General features: G+C 32.7%; 24 protein-coding genes. 3 read left to right on the plus strand and 21 right to left on the minus strand.

Annotated features, from left to right (window positions below; translation table 11 throughout):
- Nucleotides 1-137 precede the first annotated feature (137 nt).
- The 16 genes from dnaI to LB941_RS05260 all read right to left on the minus strand — a co-directional run bounded on the left by dnaI (nt 138) and on the right by LB941_RS05260 (nt 18331).
- On the minus strand, nt 138-1061 hold the full coding sequence (gene dnaI / locus LB941_RS05185; protein WP_253360070.1) for a primosomal protein DnaI: 924 nt from the start codon (nt 1059-1061) through the stop codon (nt 138-140).
- 18 nt (nt 1062-1079) lie between these two features.
- Nucleotides 1080-2474, minus strand: coding sequence for a DnaD domain protein (locus tag LB941_RS05190; RefSeq protein ID WP_253360071.1), 1395 nt, complete (start codon nt 2472-2474; stop codon nt 1080-1082).
- A gap of 46 nt (nt 2475-2520) precedes the next feature.
- A complete protein-coding gene (nrdR, locus tag LB941_RS05195) occupies nt 2521-2988 on the minus strand; it encodes a transcriptional regulator NrdR (RefSeq protein ID WP_253360072.1) in 468 nt (155 codons plus the stop codon).
- Between the two features lie 30 nt (nt 2989-3018).
- The gene (gene coaE, locus LB941_RS05200; RefSeq protein ID WP_253360073.1) at nt 3019-3624 is read right to left on the minus strand and encodes a dephospho-CoA kinase; all 606 of its coding nucleotides are present in this window, start codon (nt 3622-3624) and stop codon (nt 3019-3021) included.
- A gap of 1 nt (nt 3625) precedes the next feature.
- Nucleotides 3626-4453 (minus strand): DNA-formamidopyrimidine glycosylase, encoded by an 828-nt coding sequence (gene mutM / locus LB941_RS05205; RefSeq protein ID WP_253360074.1) that lies wholly within the window; start codon nt 4451-4453, stop codon nt 3626-3628.
- Between the two features lie 16 nt (nt 4454-4469).
- Nucleotides 4470-7127: a DNA polymerase I gene (polA, locus tag LB941_RS05210; protein WP_253360076.1), complete on the minus strand. Its 2658-nt coding sequence runs from the start codon at nt 7125-7127 to the stop codon at nt 4470-4472.
- Between the two features lie 136 nt (nt 7128-7263).
- The gene (locus LB941_RS05215) at nt 7264-7971 is read right to left on the minus strand and encodes a Bax inhibitor-1/YccA family protein (RefSeq protein WP_253360078.1); all 708 of its coding nucleotides are present in this window, start codon (nt 7969-7971) and stop codon (nt 7264-7266) included.
- A 184-nt stretch (nt 7972-8155) separates the two neighbouring features.
- Nucleotides 8156-9793: a peptide ABC transporter substrate-binding protein gene (locus tag LB941_RS05220; protein WP_253360080.1), complete on the minus strand. Its 1638-nt coding sequence runs from the start codon at nt 9791-9793 to the stop codon at nt 8156-8158.
- 317 nt (nt 9794-10110) lie between these two features.
- Nucleotides 10111-11448: a UDP-N-acetylmuramate--L-alanine ligase gene (gene murC, locus LB941_RS05225; RefSeq protein WP_253360082.1), complete on the minus strand. Its 1338-nt coding sequence runs from the start codon at nt 11446-11448 to the stop codon at nt 10111-10113.
- A gap of 81 nt (nt 11449-11529) precedes the next feature.
- Complete coding sequence (locus LB941_RS05230) at nt 11530-13641, minus strand: DNA translocase FtsK (RefSeq protein ID WP_253360084.1); 2112 nt, start codon at nt 13639-13641, stop codon at nt 11530-11532.
- 82 nt (nt 13642-13723) lie between these two features.
- Nucleotides 13724-14365, minus strand: coding sequence for a YtpR family tRNA-binding protein (gene ytpR, locus LB941_RS05235; protein ID WP_253360087.1), 642 nt, complete (start codon nt 14363-14365; stop codon nt 13724-13726).
- A gap of 31 nt (nt 14366-14396) precedes the next feature.
- Nucleotides 14397-14717 (minus strand): thioredoxin family protein, encoded by a 321-nt coding sequence (locus LB941_RS05240; RefSeq protein ID WP_253360089.1) that lies wholly within the window; start codon nt 14715-14717, stop codon nt 14397-14399.
- A gap of 74 nt (nt 14718-14791) precedes the next feature.
- Complete coding sequence (trmB, locus tag LB941_RS05245) at nt 14792-15430, minus strand: tRNA (guanosine(46)-N7)-methyltransferase TrmB (RefSeq protein WP_253360091.1); 639 nt, start codon at nt 15428-15430, stop codon at nt 14792-14794.
- A gap of 88 nt (nt 15431-15518) precedes the next feature.
- Complete coding sequence (locus LB941_RS05250; RefSeq protein WP_253360092.1) at nt 15519-16322, minus strand: phosphotransferase family protein; 804 nt, start codon at nt 16320-16322, stop codon at nt 15519-15521.
- Nucleotides 16323-16397: 75 nt separating this feature from the next.
- A complete protein-coding gene (locus LB941_RS05255; RefSeq protein WP_253360093.1) occupies nt 16398-17597 on the minus strand; it encodes an ABC transporter permease in 1200 nt (399 codons plus the stop codon).
- Nucleotides 17597-18331 carry an ABC transporter ATP-binding protein gene (locus LB941_RS05260; protein ID WP_253360094.1) on the minus strand — a complete coding sequence of 245 codons (735 nt, stop codon included), beginning with the start codon at nt 18329-18331 and terminating at the stop codon, nt 17597-17599. Before LB941_RS05260 ends, LB941_RS05255 begins: the two co-directional genes overlap by 1 nt.
- 141 nt (nt 18332-18472) lie before the next feature.
- Between LB941_RS05260 and LB941_RS05265 the strand changes: the two genes are divergently transcribed.
- From LB941_RS05265 to LB941_RS05275, 3 genes are all read left to right on the plus strand, one after another.
- A complete protein-coding gene (locus tag LB941_RS05265) occupies nt 18473-18901 on the plus strand; it encodes an HIT family protein (protein ID WP_253360095.1) in 429 nt (142 codons plus the stop codon).
- 2 nt (nt 18902-18903) lie between these two features.
- Nucleotides 18904-19176, plus strand: coding sequence for a hypothetical protein (locus tag LB941_RS05270; protein ID WP_253360096.1), 273 nt, complete (start codon nt 18904-18906; stop codon nt 19174-19176).
- Nucleotides 19177-19311: 135 nt separating this feature from the next.
- Nucleotides 19312-20208: a peptidylprolyl isomerase gene (locus tag LB941_RS05275; protein ID WP_253360098.1), complete on the plus strand. Its 897-nt coding sequence runs from the start codon at nt 19312-19314 to the stop codon at nt 20206-20208.
- A 161-nt stretch (nt 20209-20369) separates the two neighbouring features.
- On the opposite strand, the gene LB941_RS05280 is transcribed toward LB941_RS05275, so the two are convergent.
- From LB941_RS05280 to LB941_RS05300, 5 genes are all read right to left on the minus strand, one after another.
- Complete coding sequence (locus LB941_RS05280) at nt 20370-21326, minus strand: 3'-5' exoribonuclease YhaM family protein (RefSeq protein ID WP_253360100.1); 957 nt, start codon at nt 21324-21326, stop codon at nt 20370-20372.
- 26 nt (nt 21327-21352) lie between these two features.
- Nucleotides 21353-23476, minus strand: a complete 2124-nt coding sequence (locus tag LB941_RS05285; RefSeq protein ID WP_425270493.1) for a PBP1A family penicillin-binding protein — start codon at nt 23474-23476, stop codon at nt 21353-21355.
- Between the two features lie 82 nt (nt 23477-23558).
- Nucleotides 23559-24026, minus strand: coding sequence for an arginine repressor (gene argR, locus LB941_RS05290; protein WP_253360102.1), 468 nt, complete (start codon nt 24024-24026; stop codon nt 23559-23561).
- Between the two features lie 98 nt (nt 24027-24124).
- The gene (locus tag LB941_RS05295; RefSeq protein WP_253360104.1) at nt 24125-24475 is read right to left on the minus strand and encodes a helix-turn-helix domain-containing protein; all 351 of its coding nucleotides are present in this window, start codon (nt 24473-24475) and stop codon (nt 24125-24127) included.
- Nucleotides 24476-24540: 65 nt separating this feature from the next.
- Nucleotides 24541-24801: a cyclic nucleotide-binding domain-containing protein gene (locus LB941_RS05300; protein WP_253360106.1), complete on the minus strand. Its 261-nt coding sequence runs from the start codon at nt 24799-24801 to the stop codon at nt 24541-24543.
- Between the last annotated feature and the right edge of the window lie 283 nt (nt 24802-25084).

The following is a 25084-nucleotide window of genomic DNA, read 5'->3' on the forward strand; positions in this document are numbered from 1 at the left end:
TAGGCTCTTAACGTAAAAGTGGCTAATTGTTACTGAAAAGCTTCCAGTCATGACCTTTCTCCCTGAACAACAATTAATATCTCTTACACGATTTATCTTAATTTAAGCACTAAGCTCTTAAAAATGCAAGTGCTAATTTACTTTAAACGCCGATTTCTTCCAGTTATTTCATACTCAGTAGCTAAAAAACGTATCCGTTCCATTAATCGTTTAGCCTTTAAAGGTTCTGCCTCACCCCGATTATTAATCGTCAGATACTCTGTTTCAAGCTGTTGCATTGATAGATTCGAACTAAAAAAAGTTGGTAGCTCTTCTTGCATTCGATATTGCAAAATAACTCCTAAAATATCATCTCTCAACCACGAACTCAATTGATCTGCACCAATATCGTCTAGCATTAAAATTGGTGCTCTTTTTATTTCATCAACAATATCACTAGTGTTGTTTTTACCAATCGAATTCTTTACTTCTACTGCAAATGATGGAAAATGGACAAGTGTTGTTTCAAATCCTTTTTCAGCCAGCTTATTAGCAATAGCAGCTAACAGGAATGTTTTGCCAACACCAAAATTTCCCTCTAGATACATTCCCTTATGAAAAATCTGATTGTTACTTTCGTAGTTAGCAATAAAGAGTAATGCTGCTTCTAGTACATCTTGACGTTTATCCTGATCATAATCTTCAATTTGTGCTATCCTGATACTCTTAGGCATATTGACAGACTTTACTCGTGATTGTAATTCGCGTTTTTTCTGTCTAGCCTGCAATTCAGGCGTTGGAATATAAACAACTTCAATTCTATGTCCACTAACAATTAAATCAGGAGAATAACCAGGCATTGCAATTTCGTTGCCATTTTTAATGTTTTCTTTGTTTTTAACGTATTCGTATAATTTGCTTATACCTCTCTCAATATCTGCTTGATTTAATTCATGACTATGTTGCTTTAAGAACATAATTACGTCAGGATCTTGCTTTATCTTTTCAATCAACTGATTATATTTAGGAAGTAGATTTTCTTTTTGCATCTTACGTTTAAGTTCCTCACCTAGATTTTCCATATTTTTCACCTACCTTAACTATTTATTAGGATCATTTATTTTGTTTAATAACTCAGCAATCCGGATACTCTTATTTTCATCTAGCGGTTTTTCTTCACTAACATATTCTGAAGTTGCCCACTTAGGCAATGTTTCTTTTTGAACAATTGGCCGCTGTTTTCGATAATTTGTGTTCATTTTTCTGGACCGCTTAGCTTTTTGTTGATAAAACTGACGTACTTGCTTTATTGCAGCCTGAGGTGTCATTACTTTTTTCTTCACCCAATCAGCTGCTGTATTTTCAAAGGAGAGTCCAAAATAAGCTTTATCTTGATCAGATAATAAATAGTGAATTAAGACGTTAATAACGGCATTTGGTAAAACCTGTCTTTTAACTAAGTTTCTGACCAAATTTTTTTCTGTAGCCGTTGGAAAAGTGTGTAAATCTGCCTTTATTTTCTCTAAAAATTCTAATGGTAAATAAGCCTCACAAGCCTTAACTAACTGCATATCTGCTGCACTTAGATTACTATTTTTATCAACCATCTTACTTGCTTTTAGCTGCGTATTTTTTTCTATAAGACCAGCTTGGTTGCTTACACCATGTAGTTGTTCAAATCTTTTATGGGCTAATTTTTTAAATTCGTTGAAATCAACTTTATTTTGTGTAACATTCATTGCATTTTCTAAAAGATTTACAATTTGAAGTTCGTCAAACCCATACAATATGTGTACTGTTTTCAATGCATTATAGTTATCTACTATTACTTTTGCATCTACAAAAGATTTAGCTAACAATTGCTGTAAGAAAGATTTATCTAAATCTGTATTGAGGCTTTCGGCTAATTCATTTTGCTCATCTTCTTGAATTAAAAGTTGCTTTTTATCGCGAAATAGCAAATCACGTTGTAAATTATAGACATCTAACAGATTCTTTGTTATCTCATTTGCCTTTTGATGCATTAGTTTAGGGGGACAAAATTTTTTCTTTAACTGATCAAATCGCCACTGACCTACATTTTCAAGTAAAAGTGCACTCAATAAGTCATCTGCAAAAAAAGCTGTTCCCATTTGAGGTTTTTGTATTTCATAAATATATATTTTTCCTAGAGAATCACTTTGAAAAAAAGTTCTTAATAAACCTAATGCTTCCAATCTTATTCTCAATGTATAAAATGATCTAATATCCAAGTTAAGATTCGTTAATAGATTTCTATGCATTTTTCTTTTCGACAACAATGGTTGGTAGTCAACATTTTCAGAAAAAAATGCATATATTCCAAACGCATCAACCCCTGCTAATGGTTGGTATAGCTGCAAAGCCATTGCTATATCTGAACTAGTAACTCTTGTGTCAGCAGTGATGATATACCCATCTTGAATATTTAAATCTTTCCAGCCTTCTTCTTGTGTAGATATATCGCCTCTAATCATTCGTCATATCACCTTTTTTCTATTTGGATCAATTCAATTCTAGCAATTAGTCTTGTTTATGTCCTCTTTTCATCAAATCATTCAATTCTTGTGCAAAAGCCCGCATATCCTTAAATTGACGATAAACACTTGCAAAGCGAATATAAGTTACATCATCAACATCGACTAAAATATCCATAATATATTGTCCTATAGCTTGACTAGAAATTTCATTTCCGCCAACTGCGCGTACTTTACTTTCAACTTTATCAACGATTTCTGTAATCTTATCCATTCCAACTGGACGTTTTTCAGCAGCCCGCATTATTCCGCGTAAGATCTTATCTCGATTAAACTCTTCACGATTCCCATTTTTCTTAATTACTAATAAAGGAATTTCTTCAACTCTTTCAAATGTAGTAAAGCGATACCCACAATTCTCACATTCACGTCGTCTTCTAATTACATGTCCATTATCGGCAGGACGACTATCCACAACACGTGAACTATTTTTATGACACTGGGGACATTTCATTTTTTTCACCTCAGTACTTTTTTATGCTTTTTACAAATTATCTAAATCATTCATCTTTAGCCATTTTAGCACTTGTTGCTGGGTATCTTCAACCGCTTTCGAATTATCTATAACTACCGTAGCCAATTTACAACGCTCACTTGCATCCAATTGACTATTAATGCGCTGTTTTGCCTGAGCAAGTGTTATCTTATCTCTTTGGATTATCCGTTTTATTTGCACTTCTGACGGAATATTTACTACCATTACAGCATCACAATAATCATCATATTTCCCTTCAAATAACAATGGTATATCTAATACAATTAACTTTACCTTACTTTTTTTAAACTGCTCTACTTGATTTGAAATCTCGTCTCTTATTAATGGGCCTGTAATTTGCATTAGGTTATCTAACTTTTTAGCATCTGAAAAAACTAATTCACCGAGTTTTTTGCGATTTAAACTTCCATCTTTATTAAGAATACTTGTGCCAAAGTAAGATACAATTTTTGCTAGTCCTGGTGTATCAGGTTCTACTACCATCCTAGCAACCTTATCTGCATCAACTACTCCAGCCCCTAGTTCATTTAAATAATGACTAACTGTGGATTTACCACTAGCAATTCCACCAGTTAGTCCAAGAATAAATGTCAATTTACTTCACCTTCTGACAATTAGGGCAAAAATGAGTCCCTCTTTGCCCAACTACAATTTTTTCAATTGGCGTTTGACACCGTTCACATGGCTGCCCTTTTTTACCATAAACATGTAAATTAAATTGAAATGAACCACTATGTTGAAATGCATCGATATAGGAACGAATGGTTGTCCCCCCTGCCTCAACTGCAGCAGCCAATTCTTCAATTGTCTTTTCTCTGATTAATGTTGTCTCTTTTTTTGTTAGATGATTACATGGTGTTTGCGGATTGACTTTACTTAGCCATAATATTTCGTCTGCATAGATATTTCCAATTCCTGCAACCAACGTTTGATCTAATAAAGCTGTTTTAATCGCTTTTTTTCTTTTCATTAAATCTGTATAAAATAATTGTTTATCAAATTTATCTGCCGTTGGTTCAGGTCCTAATTTTTTAATTGAAGGAACCATATCTTCTGTCCCTGTCTTTATAAGTTGCATTCTACCAAATTTACGAACATCATTATAGCGTAACTGGCGTCCATCTGTCAGTTCGAAAATAATATGCGTATGTTTTTCAACTGGTTTCTCCCTTTTCTCCACAAAATATTTACCTTCCATTCTTAAATGGGAAATAACCGTTAACCCCTGTGAGAATCGTATCAGTAAATATTTACCACGTCTATCAATTGCTTCAATCCTACATCCTTTAAGTTTTTTTACAAACTCATCTACGTTTCCCGTAATCATTTTAGAATAAAGCACATCTATCTGGGCAACCTTAGCTTTCAAAACCTGACTTTGCAATCCTCTTCTAACTGTCTCTACTTCTGGTAATTCTGGCATCCATCTCTCCTCCAAATTACTTTGTATCAAACCATGTAGCACCATGTTTACTTTCAACTTTAAGTGGTACGTTTAATTTAACAGCTGAATCCATAACTTGAGGCACCATTTTTTCTAAATATGCAATTTCATCTGTAGGTGCTTCAAAAATTAATTCATCATGCACCTGCAATAACATTTTGGTTTCTAAATTTTCTTTTTTCAGCATCGTTTGCATATTAATCATTGCCACTTTAATAATATCAGCCGCACTACCTTGTATTGGTGTATTCATCGCTGTCCGTTCTGCAAAAGAACGTAAATTAAAGTTCTTTGCCTTAATATCAGGAAGATATCTTCTTCTATGGAATAGTGTTTCAACATATCCCAATCTCTTAGCAGTTTCTACACTTTTTTCCATATACTCTTTGACACCCGGAAATGATTTAAAATATGTTTCTATAAACTCTTTGGCCTTTTTGTTAGAAATACCTATATTTCTAGCTAAGCCAAAATCACTTATCCCATAAACTATTCCAAAATTAACTGCTTTAGCTTGACGGCGCATATTACTTGTAACTTGACTTGCATCATCCAAATTAAAAATGTTCATTGCCGTTTTTGCATGAATATCGGCACCTTGTTTAAAGGCTGATTGCATATTTTCATCACCCGAAATATGCGCTAATACCCGTAACTCAATTTGAGAATAATCAGAAGAAAAAATCTCCCAACCTGGTTTGCTTGCAATAAAAGCTTGACGAATTTTTCTCCCCTCTTCTAAGCGAACAGGAATATTCTGCAAATTAGGATCAACCGACGACAATCTACCTGTAGCTGTTAGTGTCTGTAAATAGCGTGTATGCACCTTATGATCTTTTTTATCAGCAACCCTTAATAACCCTTCAATATACGTTGACTGTAACTTTGCTAATTGACGATATTGTAGGATATTATCAATAATTGGCGCATATCCTTGTAATTTTTCTAATACTTTAGCAGAAGTTGAATAACCTGTCTTTGTTTTTTTAGCAAAGGGTAACTGTAAATCTTCAAACAAAACTATTCCCAATTGTTTAGGTGAATTGATATTAAACTCCTTACCTGCTTCTTGATAGATTTGTTGTTCGATTTGCGTTAAACGTTCCTTAAATTTACTTTGCATACTCTGTAAACAGTCTAAATCAATTTTTATTCCTGTAGATTCCATCTCAGCCAACACCAAAGATAAAGGACGTTCAATTTCAAAATAAAGCATCTCTTGCTTATTCTGTATTAATTTATCATATAACGGCTTCTTTAAATCAGATATTGCCTTGACTTTATGTGCAAGATGATTAAAAAAGACCTCGTCATCTGTCGGAAAAGCAAATTTAGCCCCCTTGCCATATACCGCCTCATCTGTTTGAACTTCATAATAATCATGTAAATGCACCAAGTTACCTAGATCATTACTATTCTCACTTGTATTTAATAAATACGAGACTAATAGCAGATCAAAATCAACATTTTTTAATGCAACTTCATTTTTCTTCAAACCAACAAACGTCCTTTTTCCATCAAAAACATCAATTTTTTGGCTTTCTAAAATACAACGTACTCCCTGTTGCTTTAATAATTTACAATCTCGACTAACATAGTATTTTTGGTTTATTTTCAATGCAAAACCAACGCTAGCGGCACTATGATAGTTTTCTCCAGCCATCTCTAGGTAAAAACTTATTTCTGCATTCTTAGGAGCCTTTAATTCTGCAGCACTTTTAGCATCTAAAATACTATATTCAATGACTGATTGCTCTGCGTCTATGCTATCTTTTGCTGCCATCTGTCCCAAAAAGCGTTTAAAATCCATTTCCATATAAAAAGTACGCAATTTTTCGGTATCTTCACCCAACCATTTTGTGTCTTCAATCTTTAGCTCTAGCGGAGCATCTTGTCTAATTCTTGCAAGATCTTTACACAAAAAAGCTGTTTCTTTGTCGTTAATCAAATTCTCCTTAAGTTTTGACTTTTTCATGCTATCAACTTGTTCGTAAATACCTTCAACACTATCATATTGCTGCAACAATTTTATTGCCGTTTTCTCCCCAACTTTGGTAACACCTGGATAATTATCAGAATTATCACCTACCAATGCCTTCATATCAATAATCTGTTTTGGGGTTAACCCTGCAAATTTTTCTGCCACATGTTCTGGTGTATATTTTTCAATTTCACTTACACCCTTAATCGTTACAGCTACAGTTGTTTGAGGAGTAGTTAACTGTGTTAAGTCTCGATCTCCAGTAACGATTGTTGTCGTATATCCCAACTGTTCAGCCTCTTTAGCTAAAGTTCCAATAATATCATCAGCTTCATAATTGAGTAACTTATAACTTTTTATTCCATAACCTGCTAATAAATTTTTAAAATATGGAAATTGTTCAGTTAGTTCACTTGGTGTTTTATTTCTATTCCCTTTGTAATCTTGAAATTTTTCTGTTCTAAATGTTTTCTTTCCAGCATCAAAAGCTACTAAAACATTTGTCGGCTTTTCTTCTTTTAAAACTGCATCTAGCATCGTCTTAAATCCATATAGAGCATTCGTATGTAAGCCTTCATGATTTGTAAAACGTTCTACCGAACTATAAAGTGCGTAAAAAGCTCTAAAGGCTACACTATTTCCATCAATTAATAGTAATTTTTTTTCTGTCATCAAAATCCTCCTTGGATTGTCCTCAATTATATTTTAGCAAACTAATTGCTAAAAGTGAAAAAAACAAGTTAAACAATTCTGGATATAAAAAAGGCGAGAAAAATCTCACCTTTAATTTGATAATATTCGCAAGCTATTAACTACGTTTGCCACCAAAACTTCCAAAGATATTTAATAGCTGAATAAATAAGTTAATAAAGTCAAGGTATAGTTGTAAAGCTCCCACTAATGCTAAATTCGTTGTATTTATTTGGCCATTATATTGTATATAAAGCTGGCGAAATCTTTGTGCATCCCAAGCTGTTAATGCACTGAAAATAACAACTCCGATTACTGAAAATGCAAACTGAATTGCTGAACTTTGTAAAAATAAATTGATAATCATCACAATGATCAATGCAATCAACGCTGCCATAGCATGACGTCCTACAGTTGCTAAACTTTTTTTCGTTGTCGTACCAAAAAATGCTAAAACAACAAAAACGGTTGCTGCAGAAACAAAAGCCATTGTTACACTTTGAGCGGTATATAACGGAATAATAATTCCAAAAAATAGCCCCTCTAAAACTGCATATGCATATAACATTGCAGAGGTTACAACTGGATTACGATCAGCTTTTAATGACATTCCAAAAACAAGTCCTAATTGAACAATAAACAATACCCATATTGCTAAACGATTAGTCGCAAAAACTGACATCACAGATGCATAAAAGACGGTTGACACAAGATAAGCAACAAGTGCTGAGACACCCACAGCAGTTGCCATAAAAGCATACATCTTGCCTAAAAAGCGATTAACACCTTGCTCATCGCGATAGTATACACGATTTTCATTATTCATTGATATCTACTCCCCTTAACTCTGTCTTACGATTGTCCAACTTACTAATTAAACAATCTAAATTACACATTATTTACATATGAACAAAGAGATTACTTCTATCATTCATACCTTGTTGCATACTATTTTAACACAAATTTTTCTTCAAATGCATCTTTTAAACTTTTAGAAAAAGACTTTACAATTATTTAATATAAGCATATTTGTAATTCCACTGTGTTCCAGCAGTATTATGAATAACACCTTTCACCTTACTTTTTTGTAAATATGCTGTCGTTTGTTGGTACAATGGTGTTACCCCTTGATCAGCATTAAAAATCTTTGCTGCTTTAACCAAATCCGTCCACCGTTTCGTCTTATTATTAGCATCTTCATTTTCAGCTTTTTCAATTAAAGCATCATACTTCGCATTTGAATAACTACCATAATTGTATGACGTCCCTGTAACTGGTATCTGTAAAAATGTTATTGGATCATTAAAGTCACCGCCCCAACCTGAAACATAAATATCAAACTGTCCTTTTTTAGCCTTTTGTTGTGCACTTTTTCCTGGAATATTTTCAATTGAAATCGAAAGTCCTGTAAATTCTTTAGTGTATTGTGACTGTAGATACTGGGTTAATGCATCATTAGTTGTTACATCATCAGAAGAAAGGATAGTAAATTTTAATTTTGTAACTCCAATTTGTTTAAGACCTTTTTTCCAATATTTACGTGCTAGTTTTTGATTGTAACTAACGGTGTTTGCAACTTTTTGCTCTTTGGCAAAATCCGTACCAGTTGTTGGATTAGTTGCTAGTCCAGAAGCAACAAATCCTGCTGGAACTTGCGAACCATCTCCAAAAATCTTTTTAGTTAAGACATTACGATCTAACGCTAACGACAATGCTAATCTAATATATTTGTTATTTAATGCTTTTTTATTATCCTCGTTACTGTCATTAAAATTATACGCTAGATATGAGATATACGAATATGGATATTGTTTAAATTGCGAATTGTTCTTATAGTTTTTAACCTGCTGACTTGAAAGTGGTGTCATGTCTAATTTTCCTTGTTCATATAATTCATAACCTGTATTATAATTACTTACTACCTTATAGTTAATTTTTTGTAATTTAACCTTTGACTTATCCCAGTATTTATTATTTTTAGTAAATTGCCATGTATCTGACGTTCCCGTCCAATTTTTTATCTTAAATGGACCTGAATAAACCATATATTTTGAACTTGTCCCATATTTTTTGCCGTATTTCTTAATTACTTTTTCATTTTGAGGTCCAAATAAAGGATAGGCCATTAATACTTTAAAATACGCGATTGGTTTGTTCAAAGTGATGACAACTGTTTTGGAATTCTTAGCTTTAATTCCTAATTTATTGGTTGCCATTTTGCCTTCATTAATTGCTTTTGCATTTTTTATACTATAAAACAAATAAGCATATGGTGAAGCAGTTTTAGGTGCAATTGTTCGTTCCCATGAATATACAAAATCTTGTGCAGTAATATTATCTCCATTGCTCCACTTAGCATCTCGCAAAACAAAAGTCCATTTTAATCCATTTTTTGAAACATGCGCACTTTTAGCAAGTCCAGCCGTAGTCTTACCATTATTCCCTAAACGATAAAAGCTTTCAAATACATTACCTAATTGTCCATATCCAGTCGCTTTTGAAATATCAATAGTATCTAAAGCTGCAGTTGCACTCAAATTCAAAACTTGCTTTTCAGAACTTGAAGTTGTTTTTTTCCCACAAGCAACTAGAAAGAATGCTGCTAATATTACTATTACTCCCAAAACCTTTATTTTTGCTTTTTTCATAAAAAAGCCTCCCTTTAATCTTCAAAGTGTTTATTTAAAAATTATTAATCAAACAATAAAAGCCCACATTCTATTTTTTTAGAATGCGGACTTTTTGATTATCTAATAGATTAAATTTCTAAATAATAAATCTCATCTAATATCAAAAATATGCGTATTCCAGTTTTTATGTACGCTAAAACACATGTTGTACATCATACAACATGTAACTTGTGCTTTAGCAAATAACACAGAAACTGACTTAAACATATTTTTCTCCTTTAATATTCTATGAGAATTTAATGATACCTTATATACTTACTAAATGTCAACAGCTACTAATTCGTTTTTAAGCTTAAATTGCTCAATAGATCCTCATACGCGTGCTCATACTTAGGAATATCTCCCGCACCCATGAAAATAGCGACATCATCATGGAAGTCTAATAACGGCGACATATTCTCTAAAGAAAGAACTTCGCCGCCCTTAGTAATTTTGTTACCTAAATCCTTAGCTGATACCTTACCATTTTTTTCACGAATCGAGCTGAAAATTTCCGTCAAAAATACCTTATCTGCAAGATTTAGACTCTCTGCAAATTCATCCATCAGTGCGACTGTTCTACTAAAAGTATGTGGTTGAAAAACTGCAATAATTTTTTTATCTGGATATTGTTGACGTGCCGCATCTAATGTTGCTCTAATTTCAGCAGGATGATGTGCATAATCGTCAATAATTACCATATCAGAAATTCTTTTTTCAGAAAAGCGTCGTTTTACACCTTTAAATGTTAGCAATTCACGCTTTATTTCTTCTTGATCAACTTTTTCAAAAAAGGCAACTGCGATTACTGCTAAACTGTTTAATACGTTATGTTCACCAAACATAGGAATTTGATAATTGCCTAAAAATTCATCAAAATGATAAACATCAAAAGTCGACCCTTTTGTTGTCCGTTTAATGTTTTGAGCTCTGAATTCATCATCTGCCTCAGTTCCATAAAAATGAACTGGAACGTCATATTTAAGAGAGCGTAAATATTTATCCTCGCCCCATGCAAAAATACCTTTTTTTGTTTGTTTGGCTAATGTTTCAAATGCCGCACATACATCATCAATACCAGTAAAATAGTCTGGATGATCAAAATCAATATTTGTCATAATTGTATATTCTGGATGATATGCAACAAAATGACGTCTATATTCATCTGCTTCAAAAACAAAAAAACGTGCACCTGGTGTACCTTTCCCTGAACCATCGCCAACCAAAAAACTTGTTGGAGCAACTCCACCTATAACATGAGCTAATAAACCTGTCGTGCTCGTTTTTCCATGCGCGCCTGCAATACCAATACTTGTTGTATTTTCTTCTTCTATTAGCATTTCTACTGTTTCAGGATAAGTTAACACTTTTAAATTTAATTCATGTGCACGTTTTATCTCTTCATGTTCTTCATCAAAAGCATTTCCCGCAACAATTGTCATATTTGGTTTAATATTGTTTTTATCAAAAGTTAGTACTTCTATACCAGCTTTTTCTAAACCTCGTTGCGTAAATGTATATTTTTCAATATCCGAACCAGCAACTTTATAGCCCTTATCATTTAGAATTAATGCTAGCGAACTCATTCCAGTTCCCTTAATACCTACAAAAAAATACGTAGTATCCGTATCCATATTCAATATCCTCTTTTCTTGTTTACACTCAAAAATAGTGTACCATAAACAGAATGTTATTTGTTTTTAAATTTATTTCATCTATACACGAAGTTTATTCAACTGTTCTTGTGTTAAAAAAACACTTCGTGGTTTTGAACCGCGTGCTTTTGAAATATACTGTTTTTCTTCTAATAAATCAATTATACTAGCCGCGCGATTATAACCTATTGAAAAAACACGTTGTAATTTTGATGTGGAAATTTCTTTTTCATTAACGATATAGTCTAAAACCCGTGGAACTAACTCATCTTGTTGTTCATCTTCAATTATTTTGTCTTTCAAATTATCTGGATCAAATGCATATTGGGGATGTCCTTGTTTACGTACAGAATCTGTAACTTCATCAATTTCATCACCAATAAACGTTCCTTGTAACCGAATTGGCTGACCAGAACCGTTACCTAGATATAGCATGTCACCCCGGCCTAAAAGGCGCTCTGCACCAGCACTATCCAGAATAGTTCTTGAGTCAATCTGACTTGACACCATAAAAGCAATGCGCGTTGGAATATTATTTTTAATTGTCCCTGTTAAAACATCAACACTCGGTCTTTGCGTTGCTACAATTAAATGAATACCCGCAGCTCGTGCTTTTGCCGTAATTCGTGCAATATAATCTTGTACTTCAGAAGCCGCCACCATCATTAAATCAGCTAATTCATCGATAATCACCACTATGTAAGGCATTTTCAACCCGTATTGTTGGCTTTCACTTACTTTATTATTAAAGCCTTCGATATTACGAACACCTGCAGCTAATAGTTTTTGGTAGCGATTTTCCATTTCTTCCACAACCCACTTTAAAGCAGCAGAAGCAGCTTGTGGGTCTGAAATAACTGGCGCTAATAAATGCGGAATATCTTGATATGGCGCCATTTCTACCGCCTTAGGATCAATTAAGATTAGTTTAACGTCCTGAGGTGTTGCCTTATATAATAAAGAAATAAGCATACTATTGATAAAGACCGATTTACCCGAACCAGTTGCCCCTGCTATTAACCCATGCGGCATTTTTTGAATATTTGTTATTTGAGGTCGACCAAATAAATCAACCCCTAAAGCTACCGTCAAAGGTGAATCCGCGTTTTTAAATTCATTAGAAGAGAGAACTTCTGCTAAATTAACTGGTCGCGCATATTTATTCGGAATTTCAATTCCTACGCTACTTTTCCCTGGAATAGGGGCCTCAATACGAACATCTCGAACAGCTAAAGCAAGTTGCAAATCATCCGATAAATTGGTTATTTTATTAACCTTAACTCCTCGACCTAATTTAACTTCAAATTGAATAATAGAGGGCCCTATTGTCCAATTCTCAACTTTGGCATCAACTTTAAAAGAAAACAGCGCTTCATTCAATTTAACTACTTGCTTTTCAACCCAATCATTAACAGAGCTATCATTACTTGTTACTGGCTTAGGCAATAATTCCAAACTTGGATATTGATATTCCAAGTTGTCTTTTTCAGATGCAATTAAAACTCGTTTACTTAATAGACTGTTCTCTGTTTTAACATTACTAAATTTACTTGCTTGATTAGACTGATCTTGTTTAACTATGGGTTTAGCATTTAACTGCATTGATTGCTTATTTTCAATTATTTTATCTTTTTCAAAAATTCTTGCCTTTTCTTGTTGTAAACTTTTATTCAAAATTGTAGATGCCATTTTTTCTATTAAAATGTTTTTATCTACTTTTCCATTGTTGGGCACCAATGTCTTTTCTTGACTTTCTACGGCTTGGTTTAAAACATTCTTAGACTGTTTAAAATGTTCAGCTTTTTTTTCAGCAATGCTACTATTGCTTACTACATTTTCTTTATCTATAACTATCTCATTATTGCTTTTAGTTAAATCTATTAACGGCAATTCTCGTTGCGATATTTTAGATTCGTCTTGAAACAAAATATAACTATCACTGCTTTTATCCAATGCAATAATCAAGTGTGCATATTTATCATGTAAACTTGTAAAATTTTGTTTTCCCTTTGAAGGCGGAAAAAACGTTGGGTGAAATCCACGACTATTATAACTGCTAGCATAATTATTTTTTTTGGATAAATTTGCTTGTAATTCTTTAAATGTCTTTTTTGGATTATTTTGTTTTTTATCATTTTGCCGGTAAAAAGCCGGCCCATCATACTTTTTCATGATTTCCCATCCTAACAAAAAATTGGATTACATTCAAGAAATCATTCTCGAATATCAATCCAATTTTAACACACTATATCCTTTAGTTGTTAAATAAATAAGCAGCTTTAGCGAAATCAAAACTTTGTCCAGCTGGATATTCATCTTTATTAAGCACAAGAATACCTCGTTTTTGTGGTGCATTGGGTAAATTTAATTCTCGAGCCGCACAAATCATTCCATAGCTAGAAACTCCTCGCAATGCACCTGGCCAGATCATCATTCCATTTGGCATCATTGCACCAACTTTAGCAACAACAACATTTTGATCTTTTTCTATGTTAGGCGCTCCACAAACAATCTGTAATACCTCTCCTTCATCTACTTGGACCTTAGCAACATGTAGATGATCAGAATCAGGATGCTCTGCTAATTCAATTACATTACCAACCACGAACTTAGGCTGTACATCTAGCTTTAACTCAGGAGCAAAACCTATCTCTTTTAAATAAAAATTAAGCTTATCTACCTGTTGTGAATTTAATTGAATCTGCCCAAGTCCAGTTACATCTGAAATTTTTTTACTAACATCAAAAAAATTAAAACCTATTGTCTCGTGTGTCTCACTGTCAAAAATCCGAACTACATCTTGTTTAGTTTCTGACCTTTGGTTCACTACATCTGGATTAGTAAGAACAATTAATACATCCCCTATTTGTGTAGGGTTATAACTAGAAACTAACATTAAACTTTCAAACTCCTCTTAAATATACTAATTACTTTGCCGCACTTAAAAAAGATGTTACTTCTTCTTTTGTTTTGCGATCTTTATTTACAAACCGGGAAACTTCCTTCCCATCTTTGTAGACAACAAAACTAGGAATTCCCATAATCATAAGTTCTTGACAAAGATCAATATTTTCATCACGATCAACTTGAATAAAATCATATTGTTTAAAATTTGCTTCAATTTCAGGCATTGCCGGTTTTATAAAGCGACAATCAGGACACCAATCTGCTGTGAAAAACAAAACATATTGGCCTTTGCTTAATTTAGTTTCTAATTCAACCTTATTCATTTTAGGCAACATTTTCATAATTTATTTCCTCCAAACATTTTTAACTATTATACAACATTAGCTACACGGTTTATAACTAATTTGCTTATCTATTAAAAATGGGCTTCTATTTTATAGATTGGTTGTCCCTTTGCGCTAAATTTTTCTTCGTACTCTGTCATAGTATTTTGTTCAATATCTGGTGAAGCATGTAAATCAAGCCAGACTTTATCAAACTTCATACCATATTCGTTTAAACTAACTAAGGAATATTCAAATAAGCCGCGATTATCTGTTTTAAATTCTAAATGCCCTTTTACTTGTAATACTTGTTGATATTGGCTAAGAAAAGATTTATATGTTAACCGCCTCTTGGCTTGTCTTTTTTTAGGCCATGGATCAGAAAAATTCAGGTAAATTCCTGCCACTTCAGAGTTAGCAAAATATTCACTCAAGTTTGCGCCATTGGCACAAATCAGCTGTAAATTAGGTAATTGTACTTCTAATTGTTTTTTTAATACGATTCCTGTAGCTACAGTTTGCATTTCAATTCCAATAAAATTGAATTCAGGATGTTTTTGCGCCATTTCAATTATAAAGCGCCCTTTACCCATTCCAATTTCAATATACAACGGCTGTTTTCTAGGAAATCTATCCTGCCATTTCCCTCTATATTCATTTGGGCTAGTTATTACCCATTGCGGATTAGCTGCAATTAGAGGTTTTGCCCACGGTTTATTTCGTAAACGCATCTTTTCCTCCATCATTAAATTAAATAATTCATATAAAATGAGAAGCTGGAATACATCTCGCAGATATGCACTGATATATATTCCAGCTTTAAATATATTGTTGTTGTTCAAGCACTTCAGAAAGTTTAATTATGTCTTGGTTCATTTCATGGAAACGACCACGCTGATGCTTTTCCTTAATAAGAAGCAATAAGCAACTCAAACTATACCAATTAATACGCATTCTTAAGTCATCCGTTGCTACTTCTTGGCTGTTTTGATAATATCTTACTAACCATTTTTCCCAATCTTGGCGTGGGACATATTGACAAATTAACATGCTTAAATCATATGCAGGATCTGCAATAATCGCTGATTCCCAATCTACTAAATAAAGTCGATTTTCTTCCGACAAAAGCCAGTTTTTATGATTTAAATCACCATGACATACTTCATAATTCGAGCGCTCAAAATACGGTTGAGTAGTACGTAATCGATTAGCAACATTTTTTAATAACGGATTATGCCGCAAATCAGCCGGTAATCCCCTAAAATATTGATTCAGCAACTCTCTAGGTGTCAATACACTTCCGCCGACTTGTCGTAACATTCGGCGTAATAACTGTGAATGATGTACGCGATATAAAAGTGCAGAAACACTTTCACTTGTCATCTCTTTACGTTTTAGGCAGCGTCCATCCATCCACTCTTGTGCTGTCAACGTATCTCCTGATGTCATTCGTTTAGTCCAAACAAGTCGCGGAGTTATTTCCTCAATTGACAGTGCAGCCAAAAAAGGTGATGTATTACGTTTTAAAAATAACTTTTCGTTATTATTGATACCCATATAGGCTGTACCAGTGTCGCCATCAATTGGTAAAACATGCCAACCATTTTCTAAATCTAAATTCATAATTGGCTCTCCTTTTACTGACATCGATAACTATTACAAGTCTACAAATTTAGAAGTCTAGTGTCAAGTTCGTTTTTAACCATGTTTTTTACGATACCATTTCAGATAAGGAACTACCAACAAATAATCTTCTATTCCTAAGATTATTATCATTAAAATAAAATCGTATATTCCCTTTGTTGCCACTAAAACTGATATAGCAAAAAAAACATTTGTAAAAACTAATATTTTCATTAATAACCTACTAAATTGTCTCTCACGTACTTTTTTTTCAATCGGATATAGATGTGTGAAAACAATATTCTCATATTTCTTTTCCAGTGGAAACATTTGAAATCCAATTAAATAGTTGAAGATAAGCGCCAATATACAGCTAAGCATAAAATTAGAAATAAAATATAAAATCACGGTTCCTAATACCGTTAACCGAAGCCATAATTCACTAAATTCGCTATTTCTAACTAGACTACGTGCATATAAAAATGTATATACTGGTTTTTGGGGCAAAATAAAATCAAGATATTTACGCCGTTTAGCTGTTCTACTTATGAATGGTACATCTGTAAACAGATTAAAAAAGCGATATAGACTTAACATTCTCTGATTTTCTTTCATAATTAAATATTTCCAAGCAATTGTACTTGTCATATTTCTTTTTTCTAATTTATGCAAACTTAGTATATACATAACTGTAATTAAAATTCCTAACCAGCCCCAGATTATTGCTAGGGATAAACAAATAGCCGGTATAAGCCAAACAAATGCTATTTTGACTACATTTTCTCGCAATCTAGCGATACTTGCAGCTAACAATTCATATCGTAGTATCTGTGTTTTCAATAACAACTGCACTAATACAATGCAAACAATTTGAAATAACGAAAAGCCTAAAACAATCATGAAATATGGAAACAAAATAATTAAACAAAGCAACTGCTGTCCTAATGTGATTGTTACACTATGCCAATATGCTTTTTTTAAGTAACTTTGCATCTGATATTCTCGTGGTACTAAAAAAACGATATCCGCATCTTCTAAAAGGGTTGCATACTTACCCAAGTGCAATAAAACTAGTAACCCAATTACTATTAACCACTTGGTATAACCCAATGAATTTGTTAATCCCACACTTTTCAAAAAATTTGAATAATTCCAAGCAAATGCCCCTAATATAAAAAGTAAAGCTATAATAAAATGATCATTTAATACGTAACGAAGATATTTTAACAACATTTTTTGGTATCTTTTTAAACGTGTCTTCCATAGCTTCTCCATTAAACACCATCTCCCTGAGTCATTCCTAAATATATTTCAGAAAGACTAGCATTAGGATGTCCATACTCTGCTTGTAATTCCTGTATCGTACCGCTTGTTTTTAGCTTCCCATGATCAATCAACACAAAGCGATTACAGTATTCCTGTGCTGTACTTAAAACATGGGTTGACATCAAAACAGAAGCACCATCACTTTTCCTTTGTTCGATTAAGTTAAGTAAGTCTCTGGTAGCTAAGGGATCTAAGCCTAAAAAAGGTTCGTCAATAATAAATAGATCTGCTTGTGTAATGAAAGCACAGACTAACATAACCTTTTGTTTCATTCCTTTTGAAAAGTTAGCTGGAAACCAATCAAGTTTGTTTTCTAAACGAAAAGTCTTCAACAATTGCTGTGCTTTATCCCATGCACTAGTCTTTTCTAATTCATAAGCCATAATAGTCATCTCAATATGCTCTTTTAACGTTAATTCTTCATATAAAATAGGTGTTTCTGGCACATAGGCTATACTTTTCTTATACTCTTGCGTATTTGTAAAAAGACTGTTTCCATTAATTGTTATCTCACCTTTTTGCGGTGTTAGTAATCCTATAATATGATTTATTGTTGTTGATTTACCAGCACCATTAAGTCCAATCAAACCGACCAACTCACCTTTTTTTACTTCAAAAGAGATGTCTTTTAACACTGGAATTTGTGAGTATCCACCCACAAGCTGCGTAACTTTTAATGTCATTTATTTTTTCCTTTCCATCCGTTTCTATCGTCTAAATTATACCATACTGACCGAAAATTTTGTTTATCATTAACTTTGATACTTAGTTTAGTGTATACTTAAGAAGTGAAAATAATTTACTAATTGAAAGAGGGTTTTCTAATGGAAGATTGTATTTTTTGTAAAATAATTGCAGGCGAAATTCCAAGTAAAACAATTTATGAAGATGATATTGTTAAAGCTTTCTTAGATATAACACAAGTTACTGCTGGTCATACTTTAGTAGTTCCTAAAAAACATGTTCCAGATATTTTTGCCTATGATGAACACTTGGCAGCTGATGTATTCAGTCGGATACCTAAAATTGCTCGTGCTATTAAAGCTGCTAATCCTGAAGTTAAGGGCTTAAACTTAGTTAACAATAATGGCGCGATAGCCTATCAATCTGTTTTTCATTCACATTTTCATCTTATCCCACGTTTTAGCAAGGACGATGATTTCTCAATGACATTTACTGATAATTCAGAAAACTATGATGATGCTGCCCTACAATTAATTGCTAAAAGCATTGAAACACATGTGGAGGATTAACCTTGAATAAAAAAATACGGTCGCTTATTCTAATTAGCTCATTGGCTGATCTTGCATATTGGAAACGTGAAATTATTATTCAATACTTAGAAAACAGACACCGTGATTGGAAAAATGTCGAACATAGCTTGATAGATTGGTCAAATGCACTTGAAAAAGTCATTTCAAATTCAGAAGAGTTAGCTAGACAACTTGATAATTCCTCTGAATTAATTGATATAATCTCTGAAAATATTTCCCATTATATTGATGATGTAAATTCCTTGAAAAAGTGAAGATTTATTGAACATTAATTGAATTTTCAATAAATTATCAAATAAGACTCAAAGTTTTTTCGATATTATGGTATAGTTATAAACGTTAACTTGCTTTCCCGCAAGAAATTTAAAGAAACGGATGTGTTTTTTATAATGAAAAAATGGTTAGTAGCTCTGGCTGGTATCCTAATGACCTTTAGTTTAGCTGCTTGTTCTAAAACAGTTGCTACAACTTCAGGTGGTAAAATTACCGAAAGTGAATATTATTCAAGTATGAAAACAACTTCATCTGGTAAAGCTGTTCTAGAACAGATGATTTTAAACAAAATTCTTGAAAAGGATTATGGTTCTAAAGTTTCAACAAGTGATGTCACCAAACAATATAACAAACAAAAATCTAATTATGGTTCTTCATTCTCCACAATTTTATCAGAGTATGGTTATACTAAAGCATCATTTAAAGAAGCAATTCGTTCTAACTTACTATTAGAAGAAGCTGTTAAAGCTAATACAACAATTACTAATTCTATGTTAAAAGCACAATGGAAGAAGTATAAGCCAACTGTTACAGTTGCACATATCTTAGTTTCTAAAAAAGCAAAGGCTGAAAAAATCATTGCTAAATTACAAGCAGACCCAACTTATGCTAACTTTAAGAAACTTGCTAAGAAATACTCGACTGATTCTTCTACTTCAAGTTCCGGTGGTAAGTTATCAGCCTTCAACAATTCAAATACTTCTTATGCCACAGCCTTTAAGACTGCTGCATTCAAGTTAAAGACTGGTGAATATACAGCTACACCTGTTAAAACTAGTTATGGCTACCATATTATTTGGATGATTAAGAACCCAGGTAAGGGTAAGATGAGTGATCATATCTCTGATTTGAAAGATCAAATCTACACATCTAAAGAATCCAGCACAACTTACATGCAAAAAATTGTGGCTAAGGTCTTGAAGAATGGTAAAGTTTCAATTAAAGATAGTGATTTGAAAGATATCTTATCTAGTTATTTATCAACATCATCTTCATCATCTTCTTCAAATTAATTTAAATAATTAATTTATTACAAATAAAAGTATCGCATCAAGAATTTATTTCCTAGATGCGATACTTTTTATTTTGTCATTATAAAATCATTAACTGTATTCTCTAAATTTTTCTACCTCAAACATCTCTAGCCTTGCCTACTATTAAAAACTAATTTTCCCTATAATTCATGTGGCTTATAAAAATTTCTGCCTTCAAGGCCAAAAATACGTTCTGAAAACTCACCTGGTGCTACATGCTTTAAACTACCATTCATCATCTGAATTGAGGCATCTAAATCATCTAAATGATGTAAGATTTCAGCTTCTAGTATATGTGGCTGAACTGGTGAGCCATATTCTAATAGTCCATGGTGTGCCAAAATAACATGGCGCAATAAGATTGCGTCTTCTTTTCTAGGATTGATTTCTAATTCTTGACAGGCTTGAATTATTTCTTCATCAATTAAAACAATATGTCCAATCAAATTTCCTTCTACAGTGTATTGTGTTGCCACAGGGCCTGACAGTTCTATAACCTTGCCTAAATCATGTAAGATTGCCCCTGCATATAGTAATGAAGAGTTAACCTCTGGATATTCTTTTGAGACAGCTTGTGCTAACCGTAAAATTGATAAAGTGTGAAATGCTAGTCCGCCAGCAAAAGCATGATGATTCTTCTTTGCAGCTGGATAAACAAAAAACTTATCTTGGTATTTTTTGAGTAAATAACGAACGACTCGATTCCAAACATTATTGTGTATATCAAAAAGATAACTCTCAAATTGTTTTTGCATTTCGCTCATATCTTCAGGAGCACCTTCTACAAACATAGCCGGATCTTGTGGCTCATTTTTTTCTGCATTTGTTAGTTGGATACTATAAATTTTAATTTGAGGATTGTTCTGATAATTTTCTCTTTTTCCAATTAGATGCACTATCTTTCCTGCTTGAAAGCGAACTATATCTTCATCAGAAGCATCCCAGTATTTTGCACTAATTTCTCCTGATTTATCTGCAAAGTTAAAAGCAATAAACTGCTTATCATTTTTTGTTTTACGTGTTTCTGCTGCCTTAATCAATACAAATAAATCTACATTTTCATTTAAAGCATAGTCAAATAATTTTTTTGTCGTCAATTTATTTCCTCCCACCATATCAACTTCTAATTACCAAAAAGCCCTTCAATATAACTAGCCGCTTTGTTTTTTAAGCTAGACGCCTTTTGTGAAATGTTTTCTCCCGCACTCTCAACACTACTCCATACATCACTACTACTTGAAGATGAATCACTAGAACTGCTACTTGATGCTGCTGATGCTCTAGTTGATGCCGCTTCTACTGTGAATTTTGTATTGGCTGTATATGGTAATATACCTTCCATTTCTTTTTTGAACAATGCAGATCCGCCTCTAGTTCCTTCATTTTGTAATGAGTATTTAGAAGAGTCAAATCCAACCCATGTAGCAACCACAACATCTGGTGTATAACCAATATACCAATGATCATTATCTGATCCACTTGTTGAACTTGTTGTACTTTGCGTTGAGCCAGTTTTTCCTGCAATTGTATATCCTGATGGTTTAGCACTTACACCTGTACCTATTTTGTATACATCAATCATCATACTTGTCATTTCATTTGCTATTTTCTTTGAAATAATACGCTTAGATGATACTTTTGTATTATCAACAATTACATTGCCTGATGAATCAACTATTTTAGTAATAAGGTGCGTTGAATAGTGTACTCCTTTATTTGCAAATGCTTCATAGGCGCTTGCCATTTCATATGGTGAAACACCATTTTTCATACCACCTAATGCTAAACTCAAATTATCATCACTTTTAGAAACTTTAATACCAAATTTTTTAACTGAATCATAGCCCTTTTGTACTCCGATTTTATTTAATAACCATACTGCTGATGTATTTTTACTTAAAGCAAGAGCTTCATACATTGGCAAATTTCCCGAATAAACACTATTCCAATTTTTAGGAGTATAATTATTTGAACCATATGATTTCAAAATATCTTTGACAGTCGAATCATAGAAATACCCATTCTCCAATGCAGGTGTATATACTGCTATTGGCTTTATTGAAGATCCTGGTGATCGAACTAGCTGTGTTGCGCGATTATATCCTCGAAAAACATGTGAACCAGAGCGACCACCAACAAGCGCTGCTACACCTCCTGTTTTCGGATTAATTGCAATCGAACCGCCTTGTGCTTTTGTTCCATCACTGGCATCATATGGAAACAATGAGTTGTTTGCAAATGCATCTTGCATTTTTTCTTGATAATTTTGATTCAAAGCAGTATATATTTTATATCCTTTATTCATTATTTCCGACTCAGTCAAACCATAGCGACTAATTGCCTCATTAATAACAGCATCAAAATAATACGGATACTTATAACCAGATGTGTATGAATAACTATCCTTAGTTACCATTGCTGTTGATTGATATTTTTTTGCATCTGTTGAGGATAATTTGTTATTTTCAACCATCAAACTCAGAACCACATTACGTCGACTTTTGGCAGCCTTAGGGTGATCTACCGGATTATATGCACTAGGACTTCGTAGCATTCCTGCCAATGTGGCTGCTTGAGGTACTGTTAGCTTGCTTGCGCTAACTCCAAAATATCGTTTAGCAGCGTCTTGTACGCCCCAAACTCCATTTCCAAAATATGCATTATTCAGATACATTGCTAAAATTTCTTTTTTTGAATAATCATTTTCAACTTGCACAGCTAAAAATATTTCTTTAGCTTTTCGCGAAAAGGTCTGCTCTTGTGTTAAAAAAGCATTTTTTACTAATTGTTGGGTAATTGTACTCCCACCACCACTAATAACATCACTACCTGTAACACGATTACGAATGTATAATAATACTGCCCTAGCAATACCTTTGATAGAAAAACCATATTCATGATAAAAATTTCTATCTTCAGTTGATAAAACTGCATTTTGTACATTTTTTGATATCTTACTAAGTGGTACCCACGTACCCTTTTGTGAATATAAATAGCCTGCCTTTTTCCCATTTACATCATAAATTTCAGTTGATCGTTCTAACGTAGCCTTTAACCCTTTGACATCTGTTGTCTTAGCTACATATGTTAAATAAATACTTGCTATAACTGCTATACTCAAAAAAATAATTGCTAGCCATCGTGTAAATTGATATCGATGCCATTTAACTCTTATATAGTTCCAAACAACAGCCATTATCTTTTTGAAAAACACAAAAATTGGCTTTTCAAAAAATTTAGTTTTCATAAAATTTCCCTCTTAATTTAATTCTGTCTTTCCAATATAGCACAGAAGCCATATTATATTAATGCTTTTTAAGCAAATATTATTAAATTAAGTTGTCTTCATTCATATGAATTCTAAATAGTTCATTTACACTTGATGCATCACTTTTTGAACCGCTTATAATGATAACGGTATCATAGCCAGCTAATGTTCCTACAATTTGTGGTTGTACTAAATCATCTAAAATCGCAGCTAGAACATTCGCATTCCTCGGCATTGTATGAATAACATTCATAAACTCTACTTGAGTTAAACTCTTTACTGTATCGTAGATTGTTTTATATAAACGTTCTTCTTCAGTCTGATTGTTAGCTTTAAAAATGACGTAATGTAAATTTCCATTACCATCTTGTTCTTTAATAATCTTCATATCTCGGATATCTCGAGATATTGTTGCTTGCGTTGCTTTAATACCACTTTCTTCTAATCGTCTCATTAAATCATCTTGTGTCGAAATCAAATTTTGTTTAATTAATTGCTCAATTTTTGCTTGTCTTTGTTCCTTCTTCATATGCTTCCTCCAAATATCATATAAAATAGAAAACTTAGATACTAATGTCTATACTATTACATTATAGCAAAAAAAAGTGCATAAATATAAACTTTCGATTAATTTTCATCACCTAATGGAAGCTCTAGTTTATCTTTTAAGACAATTATTTTCCGTCTATCCCTAATAATACGTTTTTCTTGTTCGAGACAAATTACCGCTTTGTTAACTGTCATCCGTGTTGTTTTTAATGCTTTTGCAATAACCTGTTGACTAATTGGTATTTCCAATCCTTTATCTGTTTCAAATCCAATTGTTTGAGCTAGCATTAGGATACAGTGCATCGTTTGCAAAAGAATATTCTCATATATTTTACTATGCCACAAGTGATTATTTACCGCAATTGACTTATGATTTTCATATGCTAATTTGTAAAAACTAGAACTATTTTCTTTAATAAACTTCTTCAACTTTTCTAAATTAATCCGAAGTAACTTTACTTTGCGTGAACATGCTACAACACGTTCTATACTAGTTATTTCAGATTTATCATCGAAGAAGCATGGAAAAAATTTTTTTCACCCAGAAACGTTATCTGAACGTTTTCTCCATTGATTAACATCTCATCAATTTGCACAATACCCTCAATTACAAAATATAAATTGCCTTTTATCTCCCTTAAATTAATAAATTCCTTTCTTTTTAATTCTTTACATATACTATTTTTTTCAAAAAAATCTCTTTCATCCGCTTTAAACGGAAACTTATTAAAAAAATCTTTCTTTACACGTTCCATAAATCCCCCTTCTTTCTTATAAAACGCTTTCAAAAATAAAGACTTGAAATAATTTATATGTATGGTTAATGCAAAAATATTTTACCATAATATATTATTATTTTATATATTTTTCGTAATATTTCCTATTTTTTTCGAATTAATATCCTTAATAAAGTGCTATATCTATGTTTTTTATAAAATATTCACCATCATTTTTACTAATTAGTCCTGCTTTAAATACCAATCTAAGATAGCTAACAAAGCACTAACAATTGCTCTATTAAATATCGAACAATTATTA

Source organism: Ligilactobacillus ubinensis (assembly GCF_024160875.1).
GTDB lineage: Bacteria > Bacillota > Bacilli > Lactobacillales > Lactobacillaceae > Ligilactobacillus > Ligilactobacillus ubinensis.

Excerpts from the sequence above, each read along its gene's own strand:
- dnaI (WP_253360070.1), bottom strand. The coding sequence starts at position 1,061 with ATGGAAAATCTAGGTGAGGAACTTAAACGTAAGATGCAAAAAGAAAAT.
- LB941_RS05190 (WP_253360071.1), bottom strand. The coding sequence starts at position 2,474 with ATGATTAGAGGCGATATATCTACACAAGAAGAAGGCTGGAAAGATTTA.
- nrdR (WP_253360072.1), bottom strand. The coding sequence starts at position 2,988 with ATGAAATGTCCCCAGTGTCATAAAAATAGTTCACGTGTTGTGGATAGT.
- mutM (WP_253360074.1), bottom strand. The coding sequence starts at position 4,453 with ATGCCAGAATTACCAGAAGTAGAGACAGTTAGAAGAGGATTGCAAAGT.
- polA (WP_253360076.1), bottom strand. The coding sequence starts at position 7,127 with ATGACAGAAAAAAAATTACTATTAATTGATGGAAATAGTGTAGCCTTT.
- LB941_RS05215 (WP_253360078.1), bottom strand. The coding sequence starts at position 7,971 with ATGAATAATGAAAATCGTGTATACTATCGCGATGAGCAAGGTGTTAAT.
- LB941_RS05220 (WP_253360080.1), bottom strand. The coding sequence starts at position 9,793 with ATGAAAAAAGCAAAAATAAAGGTTTTGGGAGTAATAGTAATATTAGCA.
- murC (WP_253360082.1), bottom strand. The coding sequence starts at position 11,448 with ATGGATACGGATACTACGTATTTTTTTGTAGGTATTAAGGGAACTGGA.
- LB941_RS05230 (WP_253360084.1), bottom strand. The coding sequence starts at position 13,641 with ATGAAAAAGTATGATGGGCCGGCTTTTTACCGGCAAAATGATAAAAAA.
- ytpR (WP_253360087.1), bottom strand. The coding sequence starts at position 14,365 with ATGTTAGTTTCTAGTTATAACCCTACACAAATAGGGGATGTATTAATT.
- LB941_RS05240 (WP_253360089.1), bottom strand. The coding sequence starts at position 14,717 with ATGAAAATGTTGCCTAAAATGAATAAGGTTGAATTAGAAACTAAATTA.
- trmB (WP_253360091.1), bottom strand. The coding sequence starts at position 15,430 with ATGCGTTTACGAAATAAACCGTGGGCAAAACCTCTAATTGCAGCTAAT.
- LB941_RS05250 (WP_253360092.1), bottom strand. The coding sequence starts at position 16,322 with ATGAATTTAGATTTAGAAAATGGTTGGCATGTTTTACCAATTGATGGC.
- LB941_RS05255 (WP_253360093.1), bottom strand. The coding sequence starts at position 17,597 with ATGGAGAAGCTATGGAAGACACGTTTAAAAAGATACCAAAAAATGTTG.
- LB941_RS05260 (WP_253360094.1), bottom strand. The coding sequence starts at position 18,331 with ATGACATTAAAAGTTACGCAGCTTGTGGGTGGATACTCACAAATTCCA.
- LB941_RS05265 (WP_253360095.1), top strand. The coding sequence starts at position 18,473 with ATGGAAGATTGTATTTTTTGTAAAATAATTGCAGGCGAAATTCCAAGT.
- LB941_RS05275 (WP_253360098.1), top strand. The coding sequence starts at position 19,312 with ATGAAAAAATGGTTAGTAGCTCTGGCTGGTATCCTAATGACCTTTAGT.
- LB941_RS05285 (WP_425270493.1), bottom strand. The coding sequence starts at position 23,476 with ATGAAAACTAAATTTTTTGAAAAGCCAATTTTTGTGTTTTTCAAAAAG.
- argR (WP_253360102.1), bottom strand. The coding sequence starts at position 24,026 with ATGAAGAAGGAACAAAGACAAGCAAAAATTGAGCAATTAATTAAACAA.
- LB941_RS05300 (WP_253360106.1), bottom strand. The coding sequence starts at position 24,801 with ATGGAACGTGTAAAGAAAGATTTTTTTAATAAGTTTCCGTTTAAAGCG.